Annotated in this window: 18 protein-coding genes; 3 read left to right on the forward strand and 15 right to left on the reverse strand. The window is 34.8% G+C overall.

The genetic code is table 11. The features are described 5' to 3' along the window. Nucleotides 1–154: 154 nt before the first annotated feature. The 3 genes from DM444_RS07965 (at nt 155) to DM444_RS23595 (ending at nt 5,955) form a co-directional block, all read left to right on the forward strand. Nucleotides 155–3,670 (forward strand): nitrate reductase, encoded by a 3,516-nt coding sequence (locus tag DM444_RS07965; RefSeq protein ID WP_111285377.1) that lies wholly within the window; start codon nt 155–157, stop codon nt 3,668–3,670. Nucleotides 3,671–3,763: 93 nt separating this feature from the next. After that, a complete protein-coding gene (locus DM444_RS07970; protein ID WP_111285379.1) occupies nt 3,764–5,194 on the forward strand; it encodes a rubredoxin in 1,431 nt (476 codons plus the stop codon). A gap of 140 nt (nt 5,195–5,334) precedes the next feature. Beyond that, nucleotides 5,335–5,955, forward strand: coding sequence for a hypothetical protein (locus DM444_RS23595; protein WP_162614939.1), 621 nt, complete (start codon nt 5,335–5,337; stop codon nt 5,953–5,955). A 212-nt stretch (nt 5,956–6,167) separates the two neighbouring features. Here DM444_RS23595 and moaA read toward each other — a convergent pair whose 3' ends face one another. The 15 genes from moaA to DM444_RS08050 form a co-directional block, all read right to left on the reverse strand. Then, nucleotides 6,168–7,175, reverse strand: a complete 1,008-nt coding sequence (gene moaA / locus DM444_RS07980) for a GTP 3',8-cyclase MoaA (protein WP_111285383.1) — start codon at nt 7,173–7,175, stop codon at nt 6,168–6,170. Beyond that, on the reverse strand, nt 7,162–8,076 hold the full coding sequence (gene moaCB, locus DM444_RS07985) for a bifunctional molybdenum cofactor biosynthesis protein MoaC/MoaB (protein WP_111285385.1): 915 nt from the start codon (nt 8,074–8,076) through the stop codon (nt 7,162–7,164). The genes moaA and moaCB overlap by 14 nt, the downstream gene beginning before the upstream one ends. Before the next feature lie 9 nt (nt 8,077–8,085). After that, nucleotides 8,086–8,517: a molybdenum cofactor biosynthesis protein MoaE gene (locus tag DM444_RS07990; protein WP_111285387.1), complete on the reverse strand. Its 432-nt coding sequence runs from the start codon at nt 8,515–8,517 to the stop codon at nt 8,086–8,088. A gap of 148 nt (nt 8,518–8,665) precedes the next feature. Further along, nucleotides 8,666–8,959, reverse strand: coding sequence for a DUF7677 family protein (locus DM444_RS07995; protein WP_111285389.1), 294 nt, complete (start codon nt 8,957–8,959; stop codon nt 8,666–8,668). A 1-nt stretch (nt 8,960) separates the two neighbouring features. Continuing rightward, nucleotides 8,961–10,046 carry a HesA/MoeB/ThiF family protein gene (gene moeB / locus DM444_RS08000; RefSeq protein ID WP_111285391.1) on the reverse strand — a complete coding sequence of 362 codons (1,086 nt, stop codon included), beginning with the start codon at nt 10,044–10,046 and terminating at the stop codon, nt 8,961–8,963. Between the two features lie 10 nt (nt 10,047–10,056). Beyond that, nucleotides 10,057–10,296, reverse strand: a complete 240-nt coding sequence (locus tag DM444_RS08005; RefSeq protein WP_111285392.1) for a MoaD/ThiS family protein — start codon at nt 10,294–10,296, stop codon at nt 10,057–10,059. Nucleotides 10,297–10,298: 2 nt separating this feature from the next. Then, a complete protein-coding gene (cobA, locus tag DM444_RS08010; protein ID WP_111285394.1) occupies nt 10,299–11,087 on the reverse strand; it encodes a uroporphyrinogen-III C-methyltransferase in 789 nt (262 codons plus the stop codon). A gap of 6 nt (nt 11,088–11,093) precedes the next feature. Beyond that, complete coding sequence (locus DM444_RS08015; protein ID WP_111285396.1) at nt 11,094–11,666, reverse strand: molybdenum cofactor guanylyltransferase; 573 nt, start codon at nt 11,664–11,666, stop codon at nt 11,094–11,096. Nucleotides 11,667–11,836: 170 nt separating this feature from the next. Beyond that, on the reverse strand, nt 11,837–12,583 hold the full coding sequence (locus DM444_RS08020; RefSeq protein WP_111285398.1) for a sulfite exporter TauE/SafE family protein: 747 nt from the start codon (nt 12,581–12,583) through the stop codon (nt 11,837–11,839). A gap of 127 nt (nt 12,584–12,710) precedes the next feature. After that, nucleotides 12,711–13,883, reverse strand: a complete 1,173-nt coding sequence (locus DM444_RS08025) for a molybdopterin molybdotransferase MoeA (protein ID WP_111285400.1) — start codon at nt 13,881–13,883, stop codon at nt 12,711–12,713. A gap of 170 nt (nt 13,884–14,053) precedes the next feature. Next, on the reverse strand, nt 14,054–14,302 hold the full coding sequence (locus tag DM444_RS08030) for a DUF6755 family protein (protein ID WP_089059585.1): 249 nt from the start codon (nt 14,300–14,302) through the stop codon (nt 14,054–14,056). A gap of 15 nt (nt 14,303–14,317) precedes the next feature. Further along, nucleotides 14,318–14,830, reverse strand: a complete 513-nt coding sequence (locus tag DM444_RS08035; RefSeq protein ID WP_111285402.1) for a QcrA and Rieske domain-containing protein — start codon at nt 14,828–14,830, stop codon at nt 14,318–14,320. A gap of 10 nt (nt 14,831–14,840) precedes the next feature. Further along, nucleotides 14,841–15,410 carry a 4Fe-4S dicluster domain-containing protein gene (locus tag DM444_RS08040; protein WP_111285404.1) on the reverse strand — a complete coding sequence of 190 codons (570 nt, stop codon included), beginning with the start codon at nt 15,408–15,410 and terminating at the stop codon, nt 14,841–14,843. A 17-nt stretch (nt 15,411–15,427) separates the two neighbouring features. Then, nucleotides 15,428–17,644, reverse strand: coding sequence for a molybdopterin oxidoreductase family protein (locus DM444_RS08045; RefSeq protein WP_111285406.1), 2,217 nt, complete (start codon nt 17,642–17,644; stop codon nt 15,428–15,430). 150 nt (nt 17,645–17,794) lie between these two features. Beyond that, nucleotides 17,795–18,844, reverse strand: a complete 1,050-nt coding sequence (locus DM444_RS08050) for an MFS transporter (RefSeq protein WP_111285408.1) — start codon at nt 18,842–18,844, stop codon at nt 17,795–17,797. Between the last annotated feature and the right edge of the window lie 15 nt (nt 18,845–18,859).

An 18,859-nucleotide genomic window follows, 5' to 3' on the forward strand; every position in this document is an offset into this window, starting at 1 on the left:
AAAACTAATTTGTTGTTTATCATTTATTTTCATCAAAAATAAAAAAATAAATTCAAAAATTAAGTATTAATACTTAAAAAGTACTTATTTTTGCATAAGTACTTATCTAAAGTCAGAACATTCAATAAAAGTAGTATCTCTAAATAGAACTCCAATGCAAACTACGAAGATCAAAACTACCTGTTCCTACTGCGGCGTTGGCTGCGGCATAATCGTGACCAACGATGCTAAAAATGGCGTAATGGTCGAAGGCGATAAAGATCATCCTGTAAACAAAGGAATGCTGTGTTCTAAAGGAATGAACCTACATTACGTAGTAAATGATACTTCAGACAGAATTTTATATCCAGAAATGCGCGGAAGCAAAAATTATCCATTAGAACGCGTTAGTTGGGATACGGCTCTTGACCGCGCCGCTGCTGTTTTTTCTTCTATCATAAAAAAACATGGACCAGATAGCGTTGGATTTTATATTTCTGGACAATGTTTAACAGAGGAATACTATCTGGTAAACAAACTCGTAAAAGGTTTTCTGAAAACCAATAATATAGATACCAATTCCAGACTTTGTATGAGTTCTGCGGTTGTGGGTTATAAAAAAACTTTTGGGGAAGATTCTGTGCCAATTGCTTATGATGATATTGAATTGGCGGACACTTTTTTAATTACAGGCGCAAATCCTGCTTGGTGCCACCCTATTCTTTTCAGAAGATTAGAGAAACACAAAGAGAAAAATCCGAAAACAAAAATAATTTGTATCGATCCAAGACGAACAGATACTGCGGCTTTTGCTGATTTACATTTGCAGATTATTCCAGGTTCAGATATTATTTTATATCATGCCATTGCCAGACGTATTATCGAAAAAGGTTATGTCGATCATGATTTCGTTAAAAATCACGCGGAAAATTTCAAACAATATAAAGACTTAGTTTTAGGTACATCTCTTGAAAAAGCTTCTAAACTTTGCGGAATTTCTGTAAATGATATTAAGCTTGCCGCCGATATTATCGGGAAAGCTAAAGGTTTTATTTCGCTTTGGGCAATGGGATTAAATCAAAGTGCTGTTGGCGTTGATAAAAATACAGCATTACTGAATTTATCTTTATTAACTGGACAAGTTGGAAAACCAGGTTCTGGACCTTTTTCATTAACGGGTCAGCCTAACGCTATGGGCGGACGCGAAGTTGGCGGAATGGCAACACTTTTGGCAGCGCATAAAGACATTGCCAATCCAACACATCGTAAAGAAGTTGCTGATTTTTGGGGCGTTGACGAAATTTCAGATAAACCAGGTTTAACGGCAACAGAAATGTTTGAAGCCTTAGAATCTGGAAAAATGAAAGCTGTTTGGATTATTTGTACGAATCCTTTAGTTAGTCTACCCGATTCTAGAAGAGCCGAAAAAGCGCTTCAAAACGCAAAATTCGTAGTTGTTCAAGATATTTCGCATAATTCCGATACAGCCAAATTTGCCGATTTATTATTGCCTGCTGCGGGTTGGTTAGAAAAAGAAGGAACGATGACCAATTCAGAGCGTCGTATTTCTTATCTGCCAAAAGGAATCAATGCGCCTGGAGAAGCACTTCCAGATATTGAAATCTTAATTCGCTTTGCGAAAAAAATGAATTTCAACGGATTCAATTTTAATAGTGCCGAAGAAATTTACAAAGAACATTGTGCGCTTACCAAAAACACTAATATTGATATTTCGTTCTTAAATTATAATCGTTTAAAAACTGAAGGTACTTTTCAGTGGCCAGTTCCTGATTATAATCACCCAGGAACTCCAAGATTATTTACGGATAAAAAATTCTATACGCCTTCTGGAAAAGCGATTTTTAATCTTCCCGTTTCTATCGAAAATACATCGGTTCAGCCAAACGACGAATTCCCTTTTATTTTGACAACTGGAAGAATTCGTGATCAATGGCATACGATGACAAAGACTGGAAAAGTCTCTCGTTTGTTAACGCATATTCCAAGTCCAGTTTTAGAAATTAACCCGATTGATGCTTTTAAAAACGATATCAAAAATGGTGATATTGTGGTGGTTTCAAGCAAAAATGGAGAAGTTCGTGTTAAAGCAAAAGTTACAGATTCGATCAAAGAAAAAGTCGTTTTCTTGCCAATGCACTGGGGAAAACAACTTGAAAATGATTTAAACAGAACGAATAATTTAACGAATACTGTTGTCGATCCAATTTCAAAAGAACCTGATTTTAAGTTCACAACCGTTTCGATTAAAAAATACGTAAAACCATTCCAGAAAATTGCCATTGTTGGCGCGGGTGCTGCTTCTTTCCGATTCATTCAAAACTATCGTGAATTCAATTCAACCGATGAAATTATTGTTTTTTCGAATGAAGTAAATCCGTTTTACAATCGTGTTTTACTTCCCGAATATATGACGGGAGAATTTACTTGGGAACAACTTTTAAAAGTTAAAGATGGCGAAGCTTTCAGTAAGTTGAAAATTACCATGAAAGCTGGAGTGGCAATTGAAAAATTAGATCCAAAACAAAAAACAATTGTTGACAGTCAAGGCGAAATTCACACTTTCGATTCGTTGATTATGGCAACAGGAAGCCGCCCTTTCGTTCCAGAAAATGCACAGCTTCATCTTCCTGGGCGTTTCACCGTTAGAAGAAAAGAAGATGCGGATCGTTTGAAAAAACACTTAGACAATACTAATCTTCCGCCAGAAGAACAGCACGTTGTCATTATCGGCGGTGGATTATTAGGTTTAGAATTGGCTGCAGCTTTAAAGCATAAAAAAGTAAAAACTACGATTGTTCAGCGTGCTTCTCGTTTGATGGAGCGTCAGTTAGACCGAATTTCAAGTAAATTATTGGCTGAAGAAGTACAGCTTCGTGATATTCAGATTTATTTTGATAATGAAGTCAGCACCGTTTTTGAAACCGATAATCCGAATGAAATCGAAATTGCTTTAAAAAGTGGAAAAATTATAATGGCAAATGCGATTGTGTATACAATTGGAACTATTCCGAATATCGAAATTGCTCGCGAAAGCGGTTTAGCCTGCGGACGCGGTGTAAAGGTAAATCAGTATTTACAGACTTCAAATCCTGATATTTTTGCCATTGGAGAAATAGCAGAATTCGATAACAAGTTATTCGGAATCACTTCTGCCGCTGAAGAACAAGCTGATATTCTGGCTAATTTCCTTGCGGGCGATATTAGCAGTTATTACAAAGGCTCGATTTTAATGAATATTCTAAAATTAGAAGACATTAATCTTTGCAGTATTGGCGATCTTACAATTCCAGAAAATGACGATTCATACGAAGAAATTGTTTTTACCGATTTGAAAAAACGCTATTACAAAAAGTGTATCGTAAAAGACGATCTTTTGGTTGGAGCCATTTTAATGGGCGATAAAAATGAGTTTGCCGAATTCAAAACGATGATCGAAAGCAAAATCGAATTATCAGACAAACGAAATACACTGTTGAGAGGAAGCTCAAACGCAAAACCAGTTTTAGGAAAATTGGTTTGTTCCTGCAGCCAAGTCGGAGCTGGAAACATTGAAGAAACGATTAAAAGCGGTGTAAGCGATTTTACTGATTTATGCAAAAACACAGGAGCAGGTTTAGGATGCGGAAGCTGCAAAACGGAGGTAAAGGAGATATTGGCGAAGTGTAAATAGTTTTCAGTCGCAGTCGCAGTTTTCAGTTTATGCTGTGACCGAAAACCGTGACCAAGACTGAGACTGAAAACTGAGACTGAAAACTGAAAAAAAATGGAACTAACAAGATTAATAGTAAAAGGAGGCGTTATTTCGCCAGGGGAACTTAGAGAAGTTGTAAACATCGCTTTGGAAGAAGGCTTGGATTCGATTTCGTTTGGTTCTAGACAGGATATTATTTTTCCGAAAGGATTTAAATCTTTGGACAAAACCACTTTAGGAAAACATCATTTTGTTTATCCAGATCAAAAAAGTGGCAACAATATTGTTTCTTCTTATGTTTCGACTGATATTTTTAGAAACACAAACTGGCTTACTGGAAACCGTTTTTTATATGTTTTGGAAGAATTTAAAGAACAACCAAAACTTAAAGTCAACATAACCGATCCGAAGCAGCAATTGGTTCCTTTGTTTACAGGACATTTGAATTTTATTGCTTCAGAACATGAAGATTATTGGTATTTATACATTCGTCTTCCAAAATGGGAAAAAATGGAAGTCTATCCTGTTTTGATTTACAGCTGGGATTTGGCTAAGATTTATTACGAAATCGAAAAAATATCTGAAGAAGATTCGGTTGATATTGAAACACTTTTTGCTTTGGTAAGTGAAGCTTTAGATACTAATAATCGAACAATCGACAAACCATTAAATATACCATTTTATCCATTTCCTTATTATGAAGGAATGAACCGAATGGGAATTGATCAATATTGGCTAGGATTATATTGGAGAAACAATTTATACGATTTGGATTTCCTGAAAGAAATGTGCGATTTGTGTTTTGAATGCAAAATTGGAAAGATCTGTATCACGCCTTGGAAATCTTTCATAATCAAAGGAATCCCGAAAGACCGAAAACTGGAATGGGAAAAATTCCTTGGAAAACGAGGTATTAACGTTCGCCATTCGCTATTAGAATTAAACTGGCATTTACCCGTTGCAATGGAATGGGCTTTGAACTTAAAAACTTTTCTAGTTAGAACATTAGATCAATTTGATATCAGTACTTACGGATTGAATTTCGGAATTTCAGAATACAATCGCGATGGGCATTATTTTACTTCGATTGTCATCGAAAAAAATGAACTTCCAGTAGCTTTAGAATCGATCAAAATCAGGGATACTTATAATGTATTGTTCGCCAAGAATTTCGACCCAAATACTCGCGAATATATCGTGCATTCACAAGATATTGATAAACTAGAACTTCCGACAATTTTAATTGAGTTAAGCCGAAAATACTTTGATGAACTCGGAAATTCGACTTCAGAGACAACTGAAAATCCTCAGAAAAAAGAAAAACCACAGTTAGACATTTATCAATGTCAGGAATGTTTAACGCTTTATAATTCGGAATACGGAGATGAAACCCAAGGAGTTCCAAAAGGTATTTTATTTGAAAATCTACCTGAAAATTATTGCTGTTCACTTTGTGAAGCACCAAAAAGCAATTTCAGAATCTTGGAAGCAGTTGAAAATTAATGGGTTCTAAAAAAGCGGACTATTTTGTATTCAAAAATTGCGTATATTTAACTTAACTAAGATTTTACATTAAAGCACTATACTTCGAAAGCTTTAATCTGCTTAGTTAAAATCTATTTTACTCAATAAAAAATACAGTTATGATAAAAAGAACACCACCACCTTCTGCTGAAAAAACCACCGATGTTGCAGCAGAAACAACTGTAGAAAGTACTACAGAAAAACAACCAGAAACAAAGACAACAATTAGAAGAACTACTACTAGAACTGCTGCAAAATCACCCGCTACAAAAACGGCAACTACAAGAACAGCGACCACTAAAGCGCCTGCTGCCACTGTCAAACCTGCAGCAAAAACTCCCGTAAGAGCTGCTTCTAAAACGGCACCGAGAGCTACGGTGAAAAAACCTGCAGCAACATCTGCAAAAACAGAACCTATCGTTTCTGAAATTGTAGAAATTAAAACCAATGATGCTGCAGAAAACAAACCTGTTGTAACTGTTGAAAAAATTGGTAAAGAGAAAAACGATATAAAATCTAAGCTAAAAGCTAAACTTAAAGCAAAAAAAGAGAAAGAAAAGAAAAGAGAAAAAGCAATTAAAGCCGTTATCAAAAAATTAGAAAAAGCTAAAAAAGCAAAACTAAAAGCGGCTGAAAAGAAAAAAGAAAAAGCGAAAAAAACGAAAGAAAAAGCTAAAGCTAAGAAACTTGAAAAGAAAGCTAAAGCTCAAAAAAAGGCAAAAGCTAAAAAGAAAAAATAGTATTCTGAGAAAGGTTTGACTTTACTAGTTGAACCTTTTTTTATTCACTCCAGTGAGTCATTGCGAGGAACGAAGCAATCACGCTAACAAAAGCTACGTTGCAATTAGTCGTGTGATGCTTCTTTCCTCGCAATGACAAACTACGCGGTTAAGACTTCGACTTCGCTCAGCCTGACAATTTACAATTTACAATTAACCATTCATAATTAATATTACCCCCCAATCGCAATCATACTACGATTATCAAAATGTTTTTTAGGATCGTCCATTTCATCCATCGTAACCATTCCTGCTCTTACTTTCTTTTTATTTTGAATAGATTCTGAAATCAAATCAGTAATGGATTCTCCGTTTCTAAAAGCAGTTAATAAATCAGTTTCTGAATTGGAGAAAAGACAGTTTTTTATTTTTCCGTCAGCCGTCAAGCGGATGCGATTGCAGCTGTCACAAAACGGATTTGTAATCGAACTGATGATTCCGAAATCGCCTTGAAAACCTTTTATTTTATAGTTTCTCGAAGTGAAGTTTTTTTCGTCTTCTAATTTCAGTATTTCTTCTGAAGAAAATTGAGTTCCAACTAGAGATAAAATTTCTTGCTGCGAAACCATTTTGCTTCTGTCCCACTCATTTCCAGCAAAAGGCATGAATTCGATGAAACGAACTGAAATAGGAAGAAACTGCGTCAGTTTTACAAAATCAACAATTTCGTTATCATTAAAACCTTTCATCAAAACGACATTTACTTTTACATGAAAATCATTATTCAAAAGCAAATGCAAATTATCAATTACTTTTTCAAACTGATTTCTAAGCGTTATTGAAGCGAATTTAGAAGAAACCAAAGTATCTAAACTCAAATTGATTTTTTTGACATTAAATTGCTTTAATACCTCAATATGACGATCAACTAAAATTCCATTTGTGGTAATGGAAAGTGAAATATTTAAATCTGACAGTTTAGAAACTATTTCAGGAAAATCTTTTCTTAGCAAAGGTTCACCCCCAGTTAATCTTATTTTGTCAACACCATTTTTTACGAAAGTTTCAGCAATTGCAAAAATCTCATCAGCCGTCATTAAACTAGCTTTTGGAGATAATGCGATTCCATCCGCTGGCATGCAGTACGTACAACGCAGGTTGCATTTTTCCAGCAGCGAAATACGCAAATAATTATGTTTGCGCCCAAAACCATCCGTCAAAATAGTGTTAGAGGCTGTCATGATTTTTTCCTTTTAAAATATGAAAAACGTGCAGCAAATGAGGGAAAACAGCATCCATCGATTCTCTTACTCCGTTTGTTGAACCTGGCAAAGCCAAAACCAAAGTTTTACCTAAAGTTCCCGCAACACTTCTAGAAAGCATCGCGTACGGCATTCTTTGCTGACCGTAACTGCGAATAGCTTCTTCGATTCCAGGAATTCTGCTTTCCAATAATGGTTCTAAAGCTTCTGGTGTTACATCTCTTGGAGACAAACCTGTTCCACCAGTAAAAATTACCAATTGATTTTCTTTAGCGAAAGCTTTGGTTTTTTCCTGAATAATATCTAATTCATCTGGAATGATTTCGTAATGAGACGTTTCAACTCCGTATGAATCCAGTTTTTCTACAATTGTTTTTCCTGAACGATCTTCTTTTTCGCCCGCAAAAATCGAATCGGAACAAACGAAAACTGCAGCTTTAATTACATTCGGGAATTTATTTTTGAAAGACGATTTTCCGCCTTCTTTATTAATTAATCTGATAGTCGAAATTTCGATTTCTTTATCAATTGGTTTTAGCATATCGTACATTGTCAATGCTACAATTGATGCGCCGTGCATCGCTTCAACCTCAACTCCAGTTTTGTAAACGGTCTTTACTTTGAAAATAATATGAATATTTAAATCTTCGATATTGTACTCTACAGAAGTAAATTCAATTGGAAGAGGATGACAATCTGGAATAGACAAATGTGTGTTTTTTACCGCAAACAGTCCAGCCGTTTTTGCCATTTCAAATACGTTTCCTTTTGGCACTAGATTATTCACAACAGCATCAATAGTTTCCTGCTTGCTTACTTTGACAATTGCTGTTGCTGTTGCGACTCTTAAAGTGCTTATTTTATGCGTAATATCTACCATTATAATTTCTTAGGTATTTTGTTTCCAAGTGAATGTATCGTTTTCAAACATTTCTTTACCAAAAATCGGCACATCAGTTTTAATCCAATTTACAATGGCTTCTGTAGCTTCATAAACTTGTTTGCGACGCGTTGCCGAAACAAAAACAAACAGACAGATTTCGCCTGCTTTTACAACGCCTAAACTATGGTAAATGTGCATGCAGGTTAAATCGAATTTAGCAAAAGCTTTTTCGCGGATTGCATACAAAGCTTCATTTGCCATGTCTGTATACGCCGAATAATCGATTGCTACGACGGTATTGTCGTGAATAACATCGGCGCGGACTTGTCCTAGAAAAATATTATGCGCTCCAATCGTATGTTTTGATTGATGTTTAGCGATCGATTCAGCAATAAATTCTGGAGAAATCGGTCCTTCTACAAATACATTTTTACTCATTTATTTTTATTTTTTTGCCACAGATTAAAAGGATCATTTGGATTTTTTGTTTTGCCTCATTTGTCACCCTGAGCGAAGTCGAAGGGCGCTCCAATTGGACTAGGGCTTCGACTCCGCTCAGCCTGACAAAGCAAATTCTATAATCTTTTTAATATAATTCTATCTCCCAATCTTCATAAGGCGGATTAACTACAAAATTTGAGGTACAATATTGTTTTAGATAATCTGTTGCTCTCAATTGTGCATATTGATCATTAAGAACCACTCCATTTTCATCCATTTCAATAACATTAGCATAGATAGCAAATACCTGTTCAATCGCACTTGGTTCTTCTCCATAAAGAGATATATAATCTATACCTTTCAAATTATAATGAGTCCCACTTGCCATGAAATAACTGAATGTTCTTAGCGCTCCACTAACTGAATTGCTTAACTTCATATTATATTTTTAACTTTAATTTATCCTCTTTTAATAATTGTTTCATTGCCAAAGCACCGCCAGCAATACTTTTAATATTTTTAAATTGATGCTTTTGAAGCAATTCAACTGCAATTTTGCTTCTAATTCCTGATTGACAGAAAACGTAAATAGTTTTATTTGAATCTAACTTTTTCATTTCATTTTCTAAATGCATCAACGGAATTTGAATGCTGTTTTTTAATTTGATTTTTGGCAATTCATCTTCATTTCGAACATCTAAAAAAAGAACGTCATTGTTTTCTATTTCATCCAAAAGAAGTTCCATTTTTATTTCTTCAATTTGATTTTCAGTTGCATTATATTTTCGTTCAAAATCTTCTTTTGCTATTTCAAGATTTGAATTCTTTTCAAAATCGTATTTCTGCTGTTCATTATTTAAAATATTATAAACCAATATTTTTCCGCTTAAAACTTCTCCAATTCCGAGAATAATTTTTAGAACTTCATTGGCCTGAAACATTCCGATAATTCCGACCGAAACTCCTATTACGCCAGCGTCTTCGCAATTTGCTGCATTCGAATTTTCATCTGGATACAAACATCTGTAAGTAGGTCCGTTTTGATAATTGAAAACTGAAACTTGCCCTTGAAATCTAAAAATAGATCCGTAAACCATTGGTTTATTGGTTACAAGACAAGCATCATTGATTAAATATTTAATCGAAATATTGTCTGTTGCGTCAACAATAATATCGTATTTTTCAAATAAGGAAAGTGCATTTTTTCCAGACAATTTCTCCGCAAAAACATTCACTTTAATCTGCGGATTCAGTTCTGAAATCATTGCTTTTGCTTCAGTCGCTTTTCCTTTTCCAACCGCTGAACTTTTGTAAATTACTTGTCTATGAAGATTCGAAATCTCAATAAAATCATCATCTACAATTCCGATTTCGCCAACTCCCGCCGCAGCCAAATAAGGTAAAATAGCAACACCCAAACCTCCAGCACCAATTACCAAAACTTTAGCTTTCAATAATTTGTACTGACCAACATCTCCAATTTCAGGAAGTATGATTTGTCTGTTATATCTCGCGGCTCCATTCATAATTTTATTTTTATCCGCCAGCAAATGGTGGCAATAATGCTACAATATCGCTAGTTTGTAAAGTGTAATCAGCTGCTTTTGAAACTATTTTCTGATTTACTGCAACACTAAAAGTCAATGATTCAAACTCGTATTTTTGGTTCAGATCCTTCAATAGTTTTTGCAATGACAATTCTTCTGAAAAAGATAATTTTTCGAATTCACATTTCGTTTTTTCAGCGACAGCTCCAAAATATTTAACCTCAATCATTTTTATAAATTTAAATTTTGAAAAATAAATTCGTCATCAAAGTGCTCCTGAAAATATGAAATCCAACTTGATGTGTTTCTAACAACTTCGCCAATAACGATAATTGCCGGCGATGATATATTTTTTTCAGCTACCAATTTAGTAATTGTATTGATAGTTCCGATTACCTTTTGTTCTGAATTTTTCGTTCCGTTTTGGATAATAGCAATTGGCAGATCATCATTTCTATTTTCCTGATAGATTGAAATAATTTCATTCAATTTATGCATTCCCATTAAAATAACCACAGTTGCAGCCGACTTTGAAGCCAAATGAACGTCTTTCGATAATTCATGAGATGAAGTTGTTCCTGTGATAACCCAGAAACTTTCAGCCACTTTTCGCTGCGTCAAACTAATTCCGACCGAAGCAGGAACTCCTAAAGCAGATGAAATTCCAGGAACAATAGCAGTTTCTATTCCGAAATCTTCTGCAAATTCAATTTCTTCGCTTCCTCTTCCAAAAACAAACGGATCGCCACCTTTTAAACGAACCACGTGTCCGTGAGTTTTTGCCATCGAAACAATTAAATCGTTAATTTGATCTTGTGTGTAAGCATGACAGCCTAAACGTTTTCCAACAAAAACAATTTCTGCATTTGATGCATATTCTAGTAATTCTTCGTTTACTAAAGCATCGTACAAAACCACATCGGCACTTTTTAAAGCTTTAATTGCTTTTATAGTAATCAATTCAACGTCGCCTGGACCTGCGCCTACAATCGTCAATTTTGGTGTTTTTAAATTTCGCATAGTCTTTTAAGTTAAATTGATATTCAGGTCGTTTAACTCGTCAGCCGAATTAATATTGGTTAAATGAAAGTTCTCGCTTTCTTCTATGTTGATAATCTGATGCGGTAATTTCGCTAGCAGATCCATCATTTTTAATTCATTCGAATCAATTGCTTCTTTAATAACTGGGACAATACTTTTTGAATAAATCCCTATTAAAGGATGTGTTTTACTTTCTGATGCAAAAACTGTAATTCCTGCTTCTTGTGTATGTTTTGAAATTAATTCCTGCAGTAATTCGGTTGAAATTAACGGAATATCACAGCTCAAAATCAGATTGAATTCGGTTTCAGAATGCGATAATGCCGTGTAAATTCCGCCTAATGGGCCTTTATCTACGATTAAATCTGGAATTTTTTCGTATTCCAAATAGTCGTATTCTTTTGATGCTGTAATCAGCTTAATTTGATCCGTTATTGGTAAAATCGCCTGAATGATGTGCTCAATAAATGGCTTATCTTGAAACAAAACCAGTCCTTTTTCTGACTGCATTCTGGTGCTTTTTCCTCCGCAAAGAATAAATACTGTTAGTGTTTCCATTGTCTTTGTATTTCAGGTTTAAAGTTGAAATGCGTTTTTTTACCGCAAAGTGCGCTAAGTTTTTTTTACTTAACTTTTAAATTAAGTTCGCAAAGCTTTGCGTGCTTTACTATTCTCAAAACCGCTTTTATAAAACTTTGCGTGTTTTGCGGTTAAAATTCAATTTATTTTCAAGGAAAAATCAATTTAACACTTGCCATTAAAATCACTGTTCCTAATACCATTTTTAATGTTCTATTCGAAAAAGAACCGCTTCCGTAAAAACCTCCTAACATTCCTCCGACAACTGCAATTGGAACTAAGTAAAAACTTTCCATCGGAATTGTTTTTCCTCCTAAAAAGAATCCTAACATTCCGGCTGTTGAATTCACAAAAATGAATAGACTCGAAACCGCTGCTGATTCTTTTACTGATGCCCATCCTAAAAATAATAGAATCGGACTTAAAATAATTCCGCCACCAATTCCTAACATTCCAGATAATAATCCGATGGCAAAACCAATTGTTAAAGCAAAGGGAAGATTGATTTTTACTTCTTCTTTTTCTTTAAAGTTAAATACTCCGAACAACCTCAACGCTGCAAAAACTAATACAATTCCTAAAACAATTTTATAAATCGCATTATCTAAAGTGATAAAACCTCCAATAAACGCTGCTGGAATTGATGCAATCGCAAACGGATAAAAGAGCTTTGGCTTGAAATAATTATTCTTATAATAGAACAAAAACGAAATACTCGAAACGAACAAATTCAACAGCAAAGCCGATGGTTTCATAATCGAAACCGGGAAAGCAAAAATGCTCATCAATGCTAAATATCCCGAAGCTCCGCCATGCCCAACGCTTGAATATAAAAATGCAATTACAATTAAGGCGAAACTGAATAATAGTATATTTTCGGAATTTAGGAGGTTCATTTGGTATTTGTTTGTTTCAGGTTTAAAGTTTCAAGTCATTCAGCTATATGTTTTTATTTACATACTGCTTTTCATCTTTAATAACTAAAATCTTTTTTCTTAGCGCTTTATTCTATTTTCTTAAAATCTAATCAATTGGCAATAATGTTACCAATTGCCCTTTTTTATAATTTTCAATATCTTCTGGAACAATTAATAAACTGTTTGCAACTGCAAATGTGTTTAGCATTGCAGAACTTTGTCCATCTAAAACCGTTACGCTTGTTTCGTCGTATTTTGCTTTTAAAAACAATGTTTTTCCAGTATTGTTTTTTATTTCTGAGTTTAATTTTCGAACTACTTTCGGTTTGTGAATTTCCGAATATCCAATTCTGTTTTTCACCGCCGGAGCAACATAAATATAAAAATTAGTCAATGATGACGCCGGATTTCCCGGAAGCGCAAAGACTAAAGTTTCATTTTTAGATCCAAAAAACATTGGCTTTCCTGGCTTTTGATTGATTTTATAAAAAAGTTCTTTTACATCGTTTTGCAATAATGCTTCTTTTACAAAATCATAATCTCCAACTGAAATTCCGCCAGAAATAAGAACGATATCATATTTTTTTAAAATCCCTTGCAACGCTTTTTTTGTTGCTTTCAGATTATCTTTTACTCTGTAAACTTTCGTTTTTTCAATTCCGATAGTTTGAAGCGCTGCTTCTAACATAACTGAATTGCTTTCGTATATTTTCCCTTTTTTTAGCTTCTCACCTGCCTGAACTAGTTCATTTCCTGTTACTAAAATCGCTAATTTCGGTTTCTTATAAACCTCAACTTCTGTAATTCCCAGACAAGCCAAAAAACCAATTGCTGCAGGTGTAATCAAAGTATTGGCTTCAAAAACAACCTCATCTTTAGCAATCTGTTCTCCTTTTGGACGAACATTTGACAATTTCTCTGGCATTGTAGCAATTAAAATCGAATCTTTATTTGCCATCACATGTTCCTGCATTACCACTGTATCAGCATCATCTGGAACATAAGCTCCTGTAAATATTCTAATTGCTTCAGTTGCTTTCAGTTTTATATTTGAATGATCTCCAGCCTGAGAAATTCCAACAACATCATATTGATGGCGAATACTGTGTGTAAACGCATATCCGTCCATCGCTGATTGGCGAAATGGAGGCATATTGATTGGCGAAATCACTTTTTCCGCTAAAACATATCCTAAAGCTTTGCGTACCGAAATATTCTTTGTTGGCATTTTAGTACTATTCGCTTCAATAATTGCTATGGCTTCTTCAACTTTAATCATTATGCTGGTGTATATTTAAAAGCAAAAAATACTTATTACAAATATAAGTATTTTTACTTAGTTAAAATCATTAAAAAACCTTAATTCTTTAAAAAATATAAATTTAGCGTAATTAATGCAAATAGATTCATAAAAAACCAAAATAGCTTTTTGAAATTAAGAATTTCATTTTATTTGTTTCTGAAATTTCCCTTTGGAAGATAATAAAGCCAAGCAAACCCAATTAAAAATAAGATCGCAGAAGCTATAAAAGCGGGAATTAAAATCTCTTTATTATTATCTAATGCATTGTTTAATGATGCATACAAAAGCCAAATTTGAATGCTTACATTTAAAATCAGAATAAAGATAAGTGTCGAAAGTATGTTGTTCAATTTATTCGGATTCGCTCTGTTTTGGCTTCTTCTAAATGTGCTCATAATTCAAAATTTAAATTAGCTTTCTTTTTTCTCAATTAATGCTTTTACAAAAACAGCATTTTCTTTAAAAACTACCTCCAATTGTGGTAAAGCTCTCGGTGGAGGCCCAGCAATTACATCTCCCGTCATGGCATCAAACGATCCTTCGTGACATGGGCAATGTATAATTCCTGTTCCTGGTTTATAAAAAACAGAACACGAAAGATGCGTACATTTTTGTTCGTAAGCTCTAAATTCACCACTTTCTAAATGAATTAAAATATACGGAATTGTACTTCCTTCTAAAACAAAACCTCTCGTTCCTCCAACAGGAACATCTTCTTTATTACAAATAAAATGCTCGCCTTGCACTTCTTCCTTTGGCAATAAAAAAGCTTTTGCAGTCACAAATCCAGTTCCCACCATTAAGCCTCCAGAAACAAAAGTTAAGAATTTGGCAAAATCGCGTCGACTGACCTGGGTTGATTCTTGTTTTTTTATTGGAAAATCTTTTTTCCAGTTTTCATTTAAATTATCTTCTTTAGACATGATTTGTCATTTAATAAATTCGTAATTCTGTACTGCCTTTTGGCATCATAATATTGACTTTGGTTTTCACTTTTTCTTTTCCAAAAATGAAATTATTAATTGGTGTGCTGTTTGGTCTCATTTCTTCAATTTGTTCTCTGGTGCCATAAAACAAAGCACCGCTAGGGCAAACTGTTGCACACATTGGTTTTTTCCCTACGCTAGTTCTATCATAACACATGGTGCATTTCATCATCAAATCGTATTCTTCGACTTTTTTCGGTACGCCAAACGGACATGCCATTACGCAATTTGAACAACCAATACATCTTTCTGTGCTTGCCGTGTGAACTACGCCAAATTCATCTTGTGAAATAGCGTCTGCGGGACAAACATTGGCACAAACTGGATCTTCGCAATGCATACAAACTTGAACTGTAGTCTGAATAGTTGCCGCGCGATCTACATAATTTACACTGATTAAAGTTTGCTGCCCATTGGTTTCACACTCAGCGCAAGCCATCTCGCAAGCTTTACAGCCAATGCAGCGTTGCATATCTACAAAAAATTCTTCGCTGGTATTAAAATTCGTTAAATTCATACTATTCTTTTTATAGATTAAACACTTGCATAAGCTTCAGATTCTTTTGCTGGCGGGGCAATTGCCCCTTGCGGAAATAATTGGCAGGCACAGACTTTAAACTCAGGAATTTTAGAAATTGGATCCAAAGTTCCTGGTGTTAGCTGATTTGCAGATTTGTGTCCCGGCCAGTGATACGGAATGAAAACAGTATCTTTTCTAATAGTTTCTACAATATTTGCTGGAAAAATCCCTTCGCCTCTACGCGTTACTACTCGAACTAATTCACGTTGTTTAATATTATATTTTGTGGCCATTTCTGGATGGATTTCGACCATTGGTTCCGGAAACTGATCCACTAATTTTCCAATTCTTCGGGTTTGCGTTCCACTCAAATATTGCGAAACTACACGTCCAGTTGTCAGTGTTATTGGATATTCATCATCGGTAACTTCACCCGGAAGTTTATATGGCGCGGGATTAAAATGCGCTTTCCCGTCAGGTGTTTTAAACTTTTTATCTTCCCAAAGTCTTGGTGTTCCTGGATGATCTTCAGTTGGACAAGGCCAGAAAACGCCCATATTATCTTCTACTTTTTTATATGTGATTCCGAAATAATCTGCTGTACCTCCTTTTGAAGCTACACGTAATTCATTGAAAATTTCTTCGCTATTATTGTAAGTAAATTTATCTTTTTCGCCCAAACGTTCAGCAATTTCTAATAAAATCGAAGTGTCTGTTCTTGCTTCACCCGGTGGCGTAACGGCTTGCCTGATTCGAATAACGCGTCCTTCTGCAGAAGTTGTTGTTCCTTCTTCTTCTTCCTGTAAAGAGCCTGCTAAAACAATATCCGCATGTCTTGCAGTTTCATTCAAGAAGAAATCAATACATACATAAAACTCTAATTTTTCTAAAGCTGATCGCACATAATTATTGTTTGGAAGCGAAACCAACGGATTAAAACAAATAGAAATTAAGCCTTTTATTTCATCTCTATGAATTGCTTCGATAATTTCGTAAGCTGTGAGTCCTTTTCCTGGTAAATCTTTTTCATCAATTCCCCAAACTTCAGAAATATATTTTCTATGTTCTGGATTTTCAATATCTCTGTTTCCTGGCAATTGATCGCATTTATGTCCGTGCTCCCTGCCACCCTGACCATTTCCTTGTCCTGTAATTGTTCCGTAACCACAATACGGTTTTCCGATTCTTCCAGTTGCTAAAACCAAATTGATACAGCCTACAACATTATCTACGCCTTTTGAATGGTGCTCAATTCCTCTTGCATGCAATAAAAAGCTAGTTTTTGCTTTTCCCCATAATTCGGCAGCAGCTTTTATTTTTTCCTTGTCAATTCCAGTTACTTCTTCTGCCCATTCTAAAGTATAATCTTTTACGGCATCAATTGTTTCTTGAAATCCAGATGTATAATTATCGATAAAATCATGATCGAGCATATCGTGATCTACCAAATATTTCAACATTGCGCCATATAAAGCCGAATCTGTTCCGGGTTTTACATCAAGATGAATATCGGCAGTTCTAGCCAGCGGAATCATTCTTGGATCTATAACAATCAATTTTGCGCCACGATCTCTGGCTTTCCAAATCCAATGAGTAAGAGTTGGAAATGTTTCACTGATATTGGCGCCTGTTACAATAATGACTTCAGCATATTCTAAATCAGAATAATTGTTTGAAGCTCGGTCTAAACCAAATGCTTTTTTATTTCCTGCACCAGCGCTTACCATACAAAGTCTGCCGTTATAATCCAGATTTCTTGTTTTTAAGGCAACGCGGGCAAACTTTCCAACTAAATAACTTTTTTCATTGGTTAATGAAACGCCAGAAAGCATTGAGAATGCGTGTTTTCCGTATTTCTCCTGAATTCTTTTTATTTCAGAAACCGTTTTGTCCATCGCGTCATCCCAGGAAACTTTCTCAAAACCTTTTCCTTCTACTCTTTGTATTGGATGCAAAAGACGATCTGGATGATTATTTTGAAGATAACGCTGTACTCCTTTTGGGCATAAACGACCTTCATTAAAAGGAAATTCCATCCATGGCTCAAAACCTACAACTTTGTTTTCTTTCACCATTAATTGAATGCCGCATTGCATACCACAGAAACAGCAATGCGTTTTTACAACTTCATCTGGTTCATCTCTTCCTGCATAACCGTCTACTGGCGCGTAGTTTAAATGCGGTCCAAAGTCATCTATTATTTTCTCTATTGATACTGGTAGTTTTGCCATTTTTTTTAGTTTTCAGTCTCAGTCCCAGTGTCAGTTTAAATTGTAAACCGCTAAATGTGACTGCATACTTTTTATTAGTTTTCAGTTTTCAGTCTCGGCCTCAATTTAATCTGTAAACTGAATACTGCTACTGAATACTTTTTAAATAAATTATCCAAATAAATTACCGCCTTCTAATCTGGCTTTTAAATGTGCTTGTGCTAAGCGCGATCTTTTTCCCTCAGGACTTAAATCAAGATGAGAAGTTCCATCTTCATGAGTAAAATCGAAACCTAATTGTTTGGTTACAATTTTTAAATCTTCGATATGAAGTTGAGTTGCAAATTCATCGCCTGTATGAGGGCAAACAGCCATTCCTTTTTTAATTCCCTCTTGCTTATAAATATGTGCTCCAATTTGCGCGGGACGCTGAATGATGTGGAAGAATTTCCCAAACGGAATCCAAAGCAAAAACATAATTACTGTTACACAATGAATTACAGCGAGAAAATCATAAGCGAAACCTTTCATGAATTGATACGAATAAGTCAAACACAATCCAGTAACGGAAATCGCTATTAATAAAATAAGAGGCAATAAATCACCCTCAAATGTTTGTGTTGCAATAAGTCCAGGATTGGTTAATCTTCTTCTTAAATAATAAACTGAACCAATTATAACAAGCCATGAAGACCAGTTTAATGCATGAAAAATCAGAAATGCTAAAAATGAATTTATTTGAAAATCCATCATTTTGAATCCGAAGAAATGTGCTTCGTAAATGGAAATGGAATTGGGTGCTAATGTAAAATGAATCCATCCAAATGTTAGCGGAATTGTAATCGCAAAAGCGGATAAACATCCTATGGCAATACAAAAATGGGCAAACCAGCGCCATTTGCTTCTCGGATAAATAAATCTCTGAACTAAAATATTCTGTACCGATTCTTTTCCTAAAAACCATAAATGTGAAAACACTTTTCCGGTAAAAAGAAATTTAAGACTCCTTTTAAAGTACATCCAAGTTGGAGGTCTTTGAAGCCAAACTGTGTATCGATAAACGATTCCAAAGAATGCAAATACAGTTCCGAAGAGGTATGTTACGAGAGCAGCATCAAAATTTTGCAACTGCCTTGAACCGTAAAATACTAGTATAATTGTAAGTATAGAAACCAGTGATGCAACCAGTAAAGCTTTGGTATTAAACGTTTTCTTTTTCATCCTTAATTTTTATTT

Source organism: Flavobacterium ginsenosidimutans, from assembly GCF_003254625.1.
In the GTDB taxonomy this organism is placed as follows: domain Bacteria; phylum Bacteroidota; class Bacteroidia; order Flavobacteriales; family Flavobacteriaceae; genus Flavobacterium; species Flavobacterium ginsenosidimutans.

Excerpts from the sequence above, each read along its gene's own strand:
- DM444_RS07965 (WP_111285377.1), top strand. The coding sequence starts at position 155 with ATGCAAACTACGAAGATCAAAACTACCTGTTCCTACTGCGGCGTTGGC.
- DM444_RS07970 (WP_111285379.1), top strand. The coding sequence starts at position 3,764 with ATGGAACTAACAAGATTAATAGTAAAAGGAGGCGTTATTTCGCCAGGG.
- DM444_RS23595 (WP_162614939.1), top strand. The coding sequence starts at position 5,335 with ATGATAAAAAGAACACCACCACCTTCTGCTGAAAAAACCACCGATGTT.
- moaA (WP_111285383.1), bottom strand. The coding sequence starts at position 7,175 with ATGACAGCCTCTAACACTATTTTGACGGATGGTTTTGGGCGCAAACAT.
- moaCB (WP_111285385.1), bottom strand. The coding sequence starts at position 8,076 with ATGGTAGATATTACGCATAAAATAAGCACTTTAAGAGTCGCAACAGCA.
- DM444_RS07990 (WP_111285387.1), bottom strand. The coding sequence starts at position 8,517 with ATGAGTAAAAATGTATTTGTAGAAGGACCGATTTCTCCAGAATTTATT.
- DM444_RS07995 (WP_111285389.1), bottom strand. The coding sequence starts at position 8,959 with ATGAAGTTAAGCAATTCAGTTAGTGGAGCGCTAAGAACATTCAGTTAT.
- moeB (WP_111285391.1), bottom strand. The coding sequence starts at position 10,046 with ATGAATGGAGCCGCGAGATATAACAGACAAATCATACTTCCTGAAATT.
- DM444_RS08005 (WP_111285392.1), bottom strand. The coding sequence starts at position 10,296 with ATGATTGAGGTTAAATATTTTGGAGCTGTCGCTGAAAAAACGAAATGT.
- cobA (WP_111285394.1), bottom strand. The coding sequence starts at position 11,087 with ATGCGAAATTTAAAAACACCAAAATTGACGATTGTAGGCGCAGGTCCA.
- DM444_RS08015 (WP_111285396.1), bottom strand. The coding sequence starts at position 11,666 with ATGGAAACACTAACAGTATTTATTCTTTGCGGAGGAAAAAGCACCAGA.
- DM444_RS08020 (WP_111285398.1), bottom strand. The coding sequence starts at position 12,583 with ATGAACCTCCTAAATTCCGAAAATATACTATTATTCAGTTTCGCCTTA.
- DM444_RS08025 (WP_111285400.1), bottom strand. The coding sequence starts at position 13,883 with ATGATTAAAGTTGAAGAAGCCATAGCAATTATTGAAGCGAATAGTACT.
- DM444_RS08030 (WP_089059585.1), bottom strand. The coding sequence starts at position 14,302 with ATGAGCACATTTAGAAGAAGCCAAAACAGAGCGAATCCGAATAAATTG.
- DM444_RS08035 (WP_111285402.1), bottom strand. The coding sequence starts at position 14,830 with ATGTCTAAAGAAGATAATTTAAATGAAAACTGGAAAAAAGATTTTCCA.
- DM444_RS08040 (WP_111285404.1), bottom strand. The coding sequence starts at position 15,410 with ATGAATTTAACGAATTTTAATACCAGCGAAGAATTTTTTGTAGATATG.
- DM444_RS08045 (WP_111285406.1), bottom strand. The coding sequence starts at position 17,644 with ATGGCAAAACTACCAGTATCAATAGAGAAAATAATAGATGACTTTGGA.
- DM444_RS08050 (WP_111285408.1), bottom strand. The coding sequence starts at position 18,844 with ATGAAAAAGAAAACGTTTAATACCAAAGCTTTACTGGTTGCATCACTG.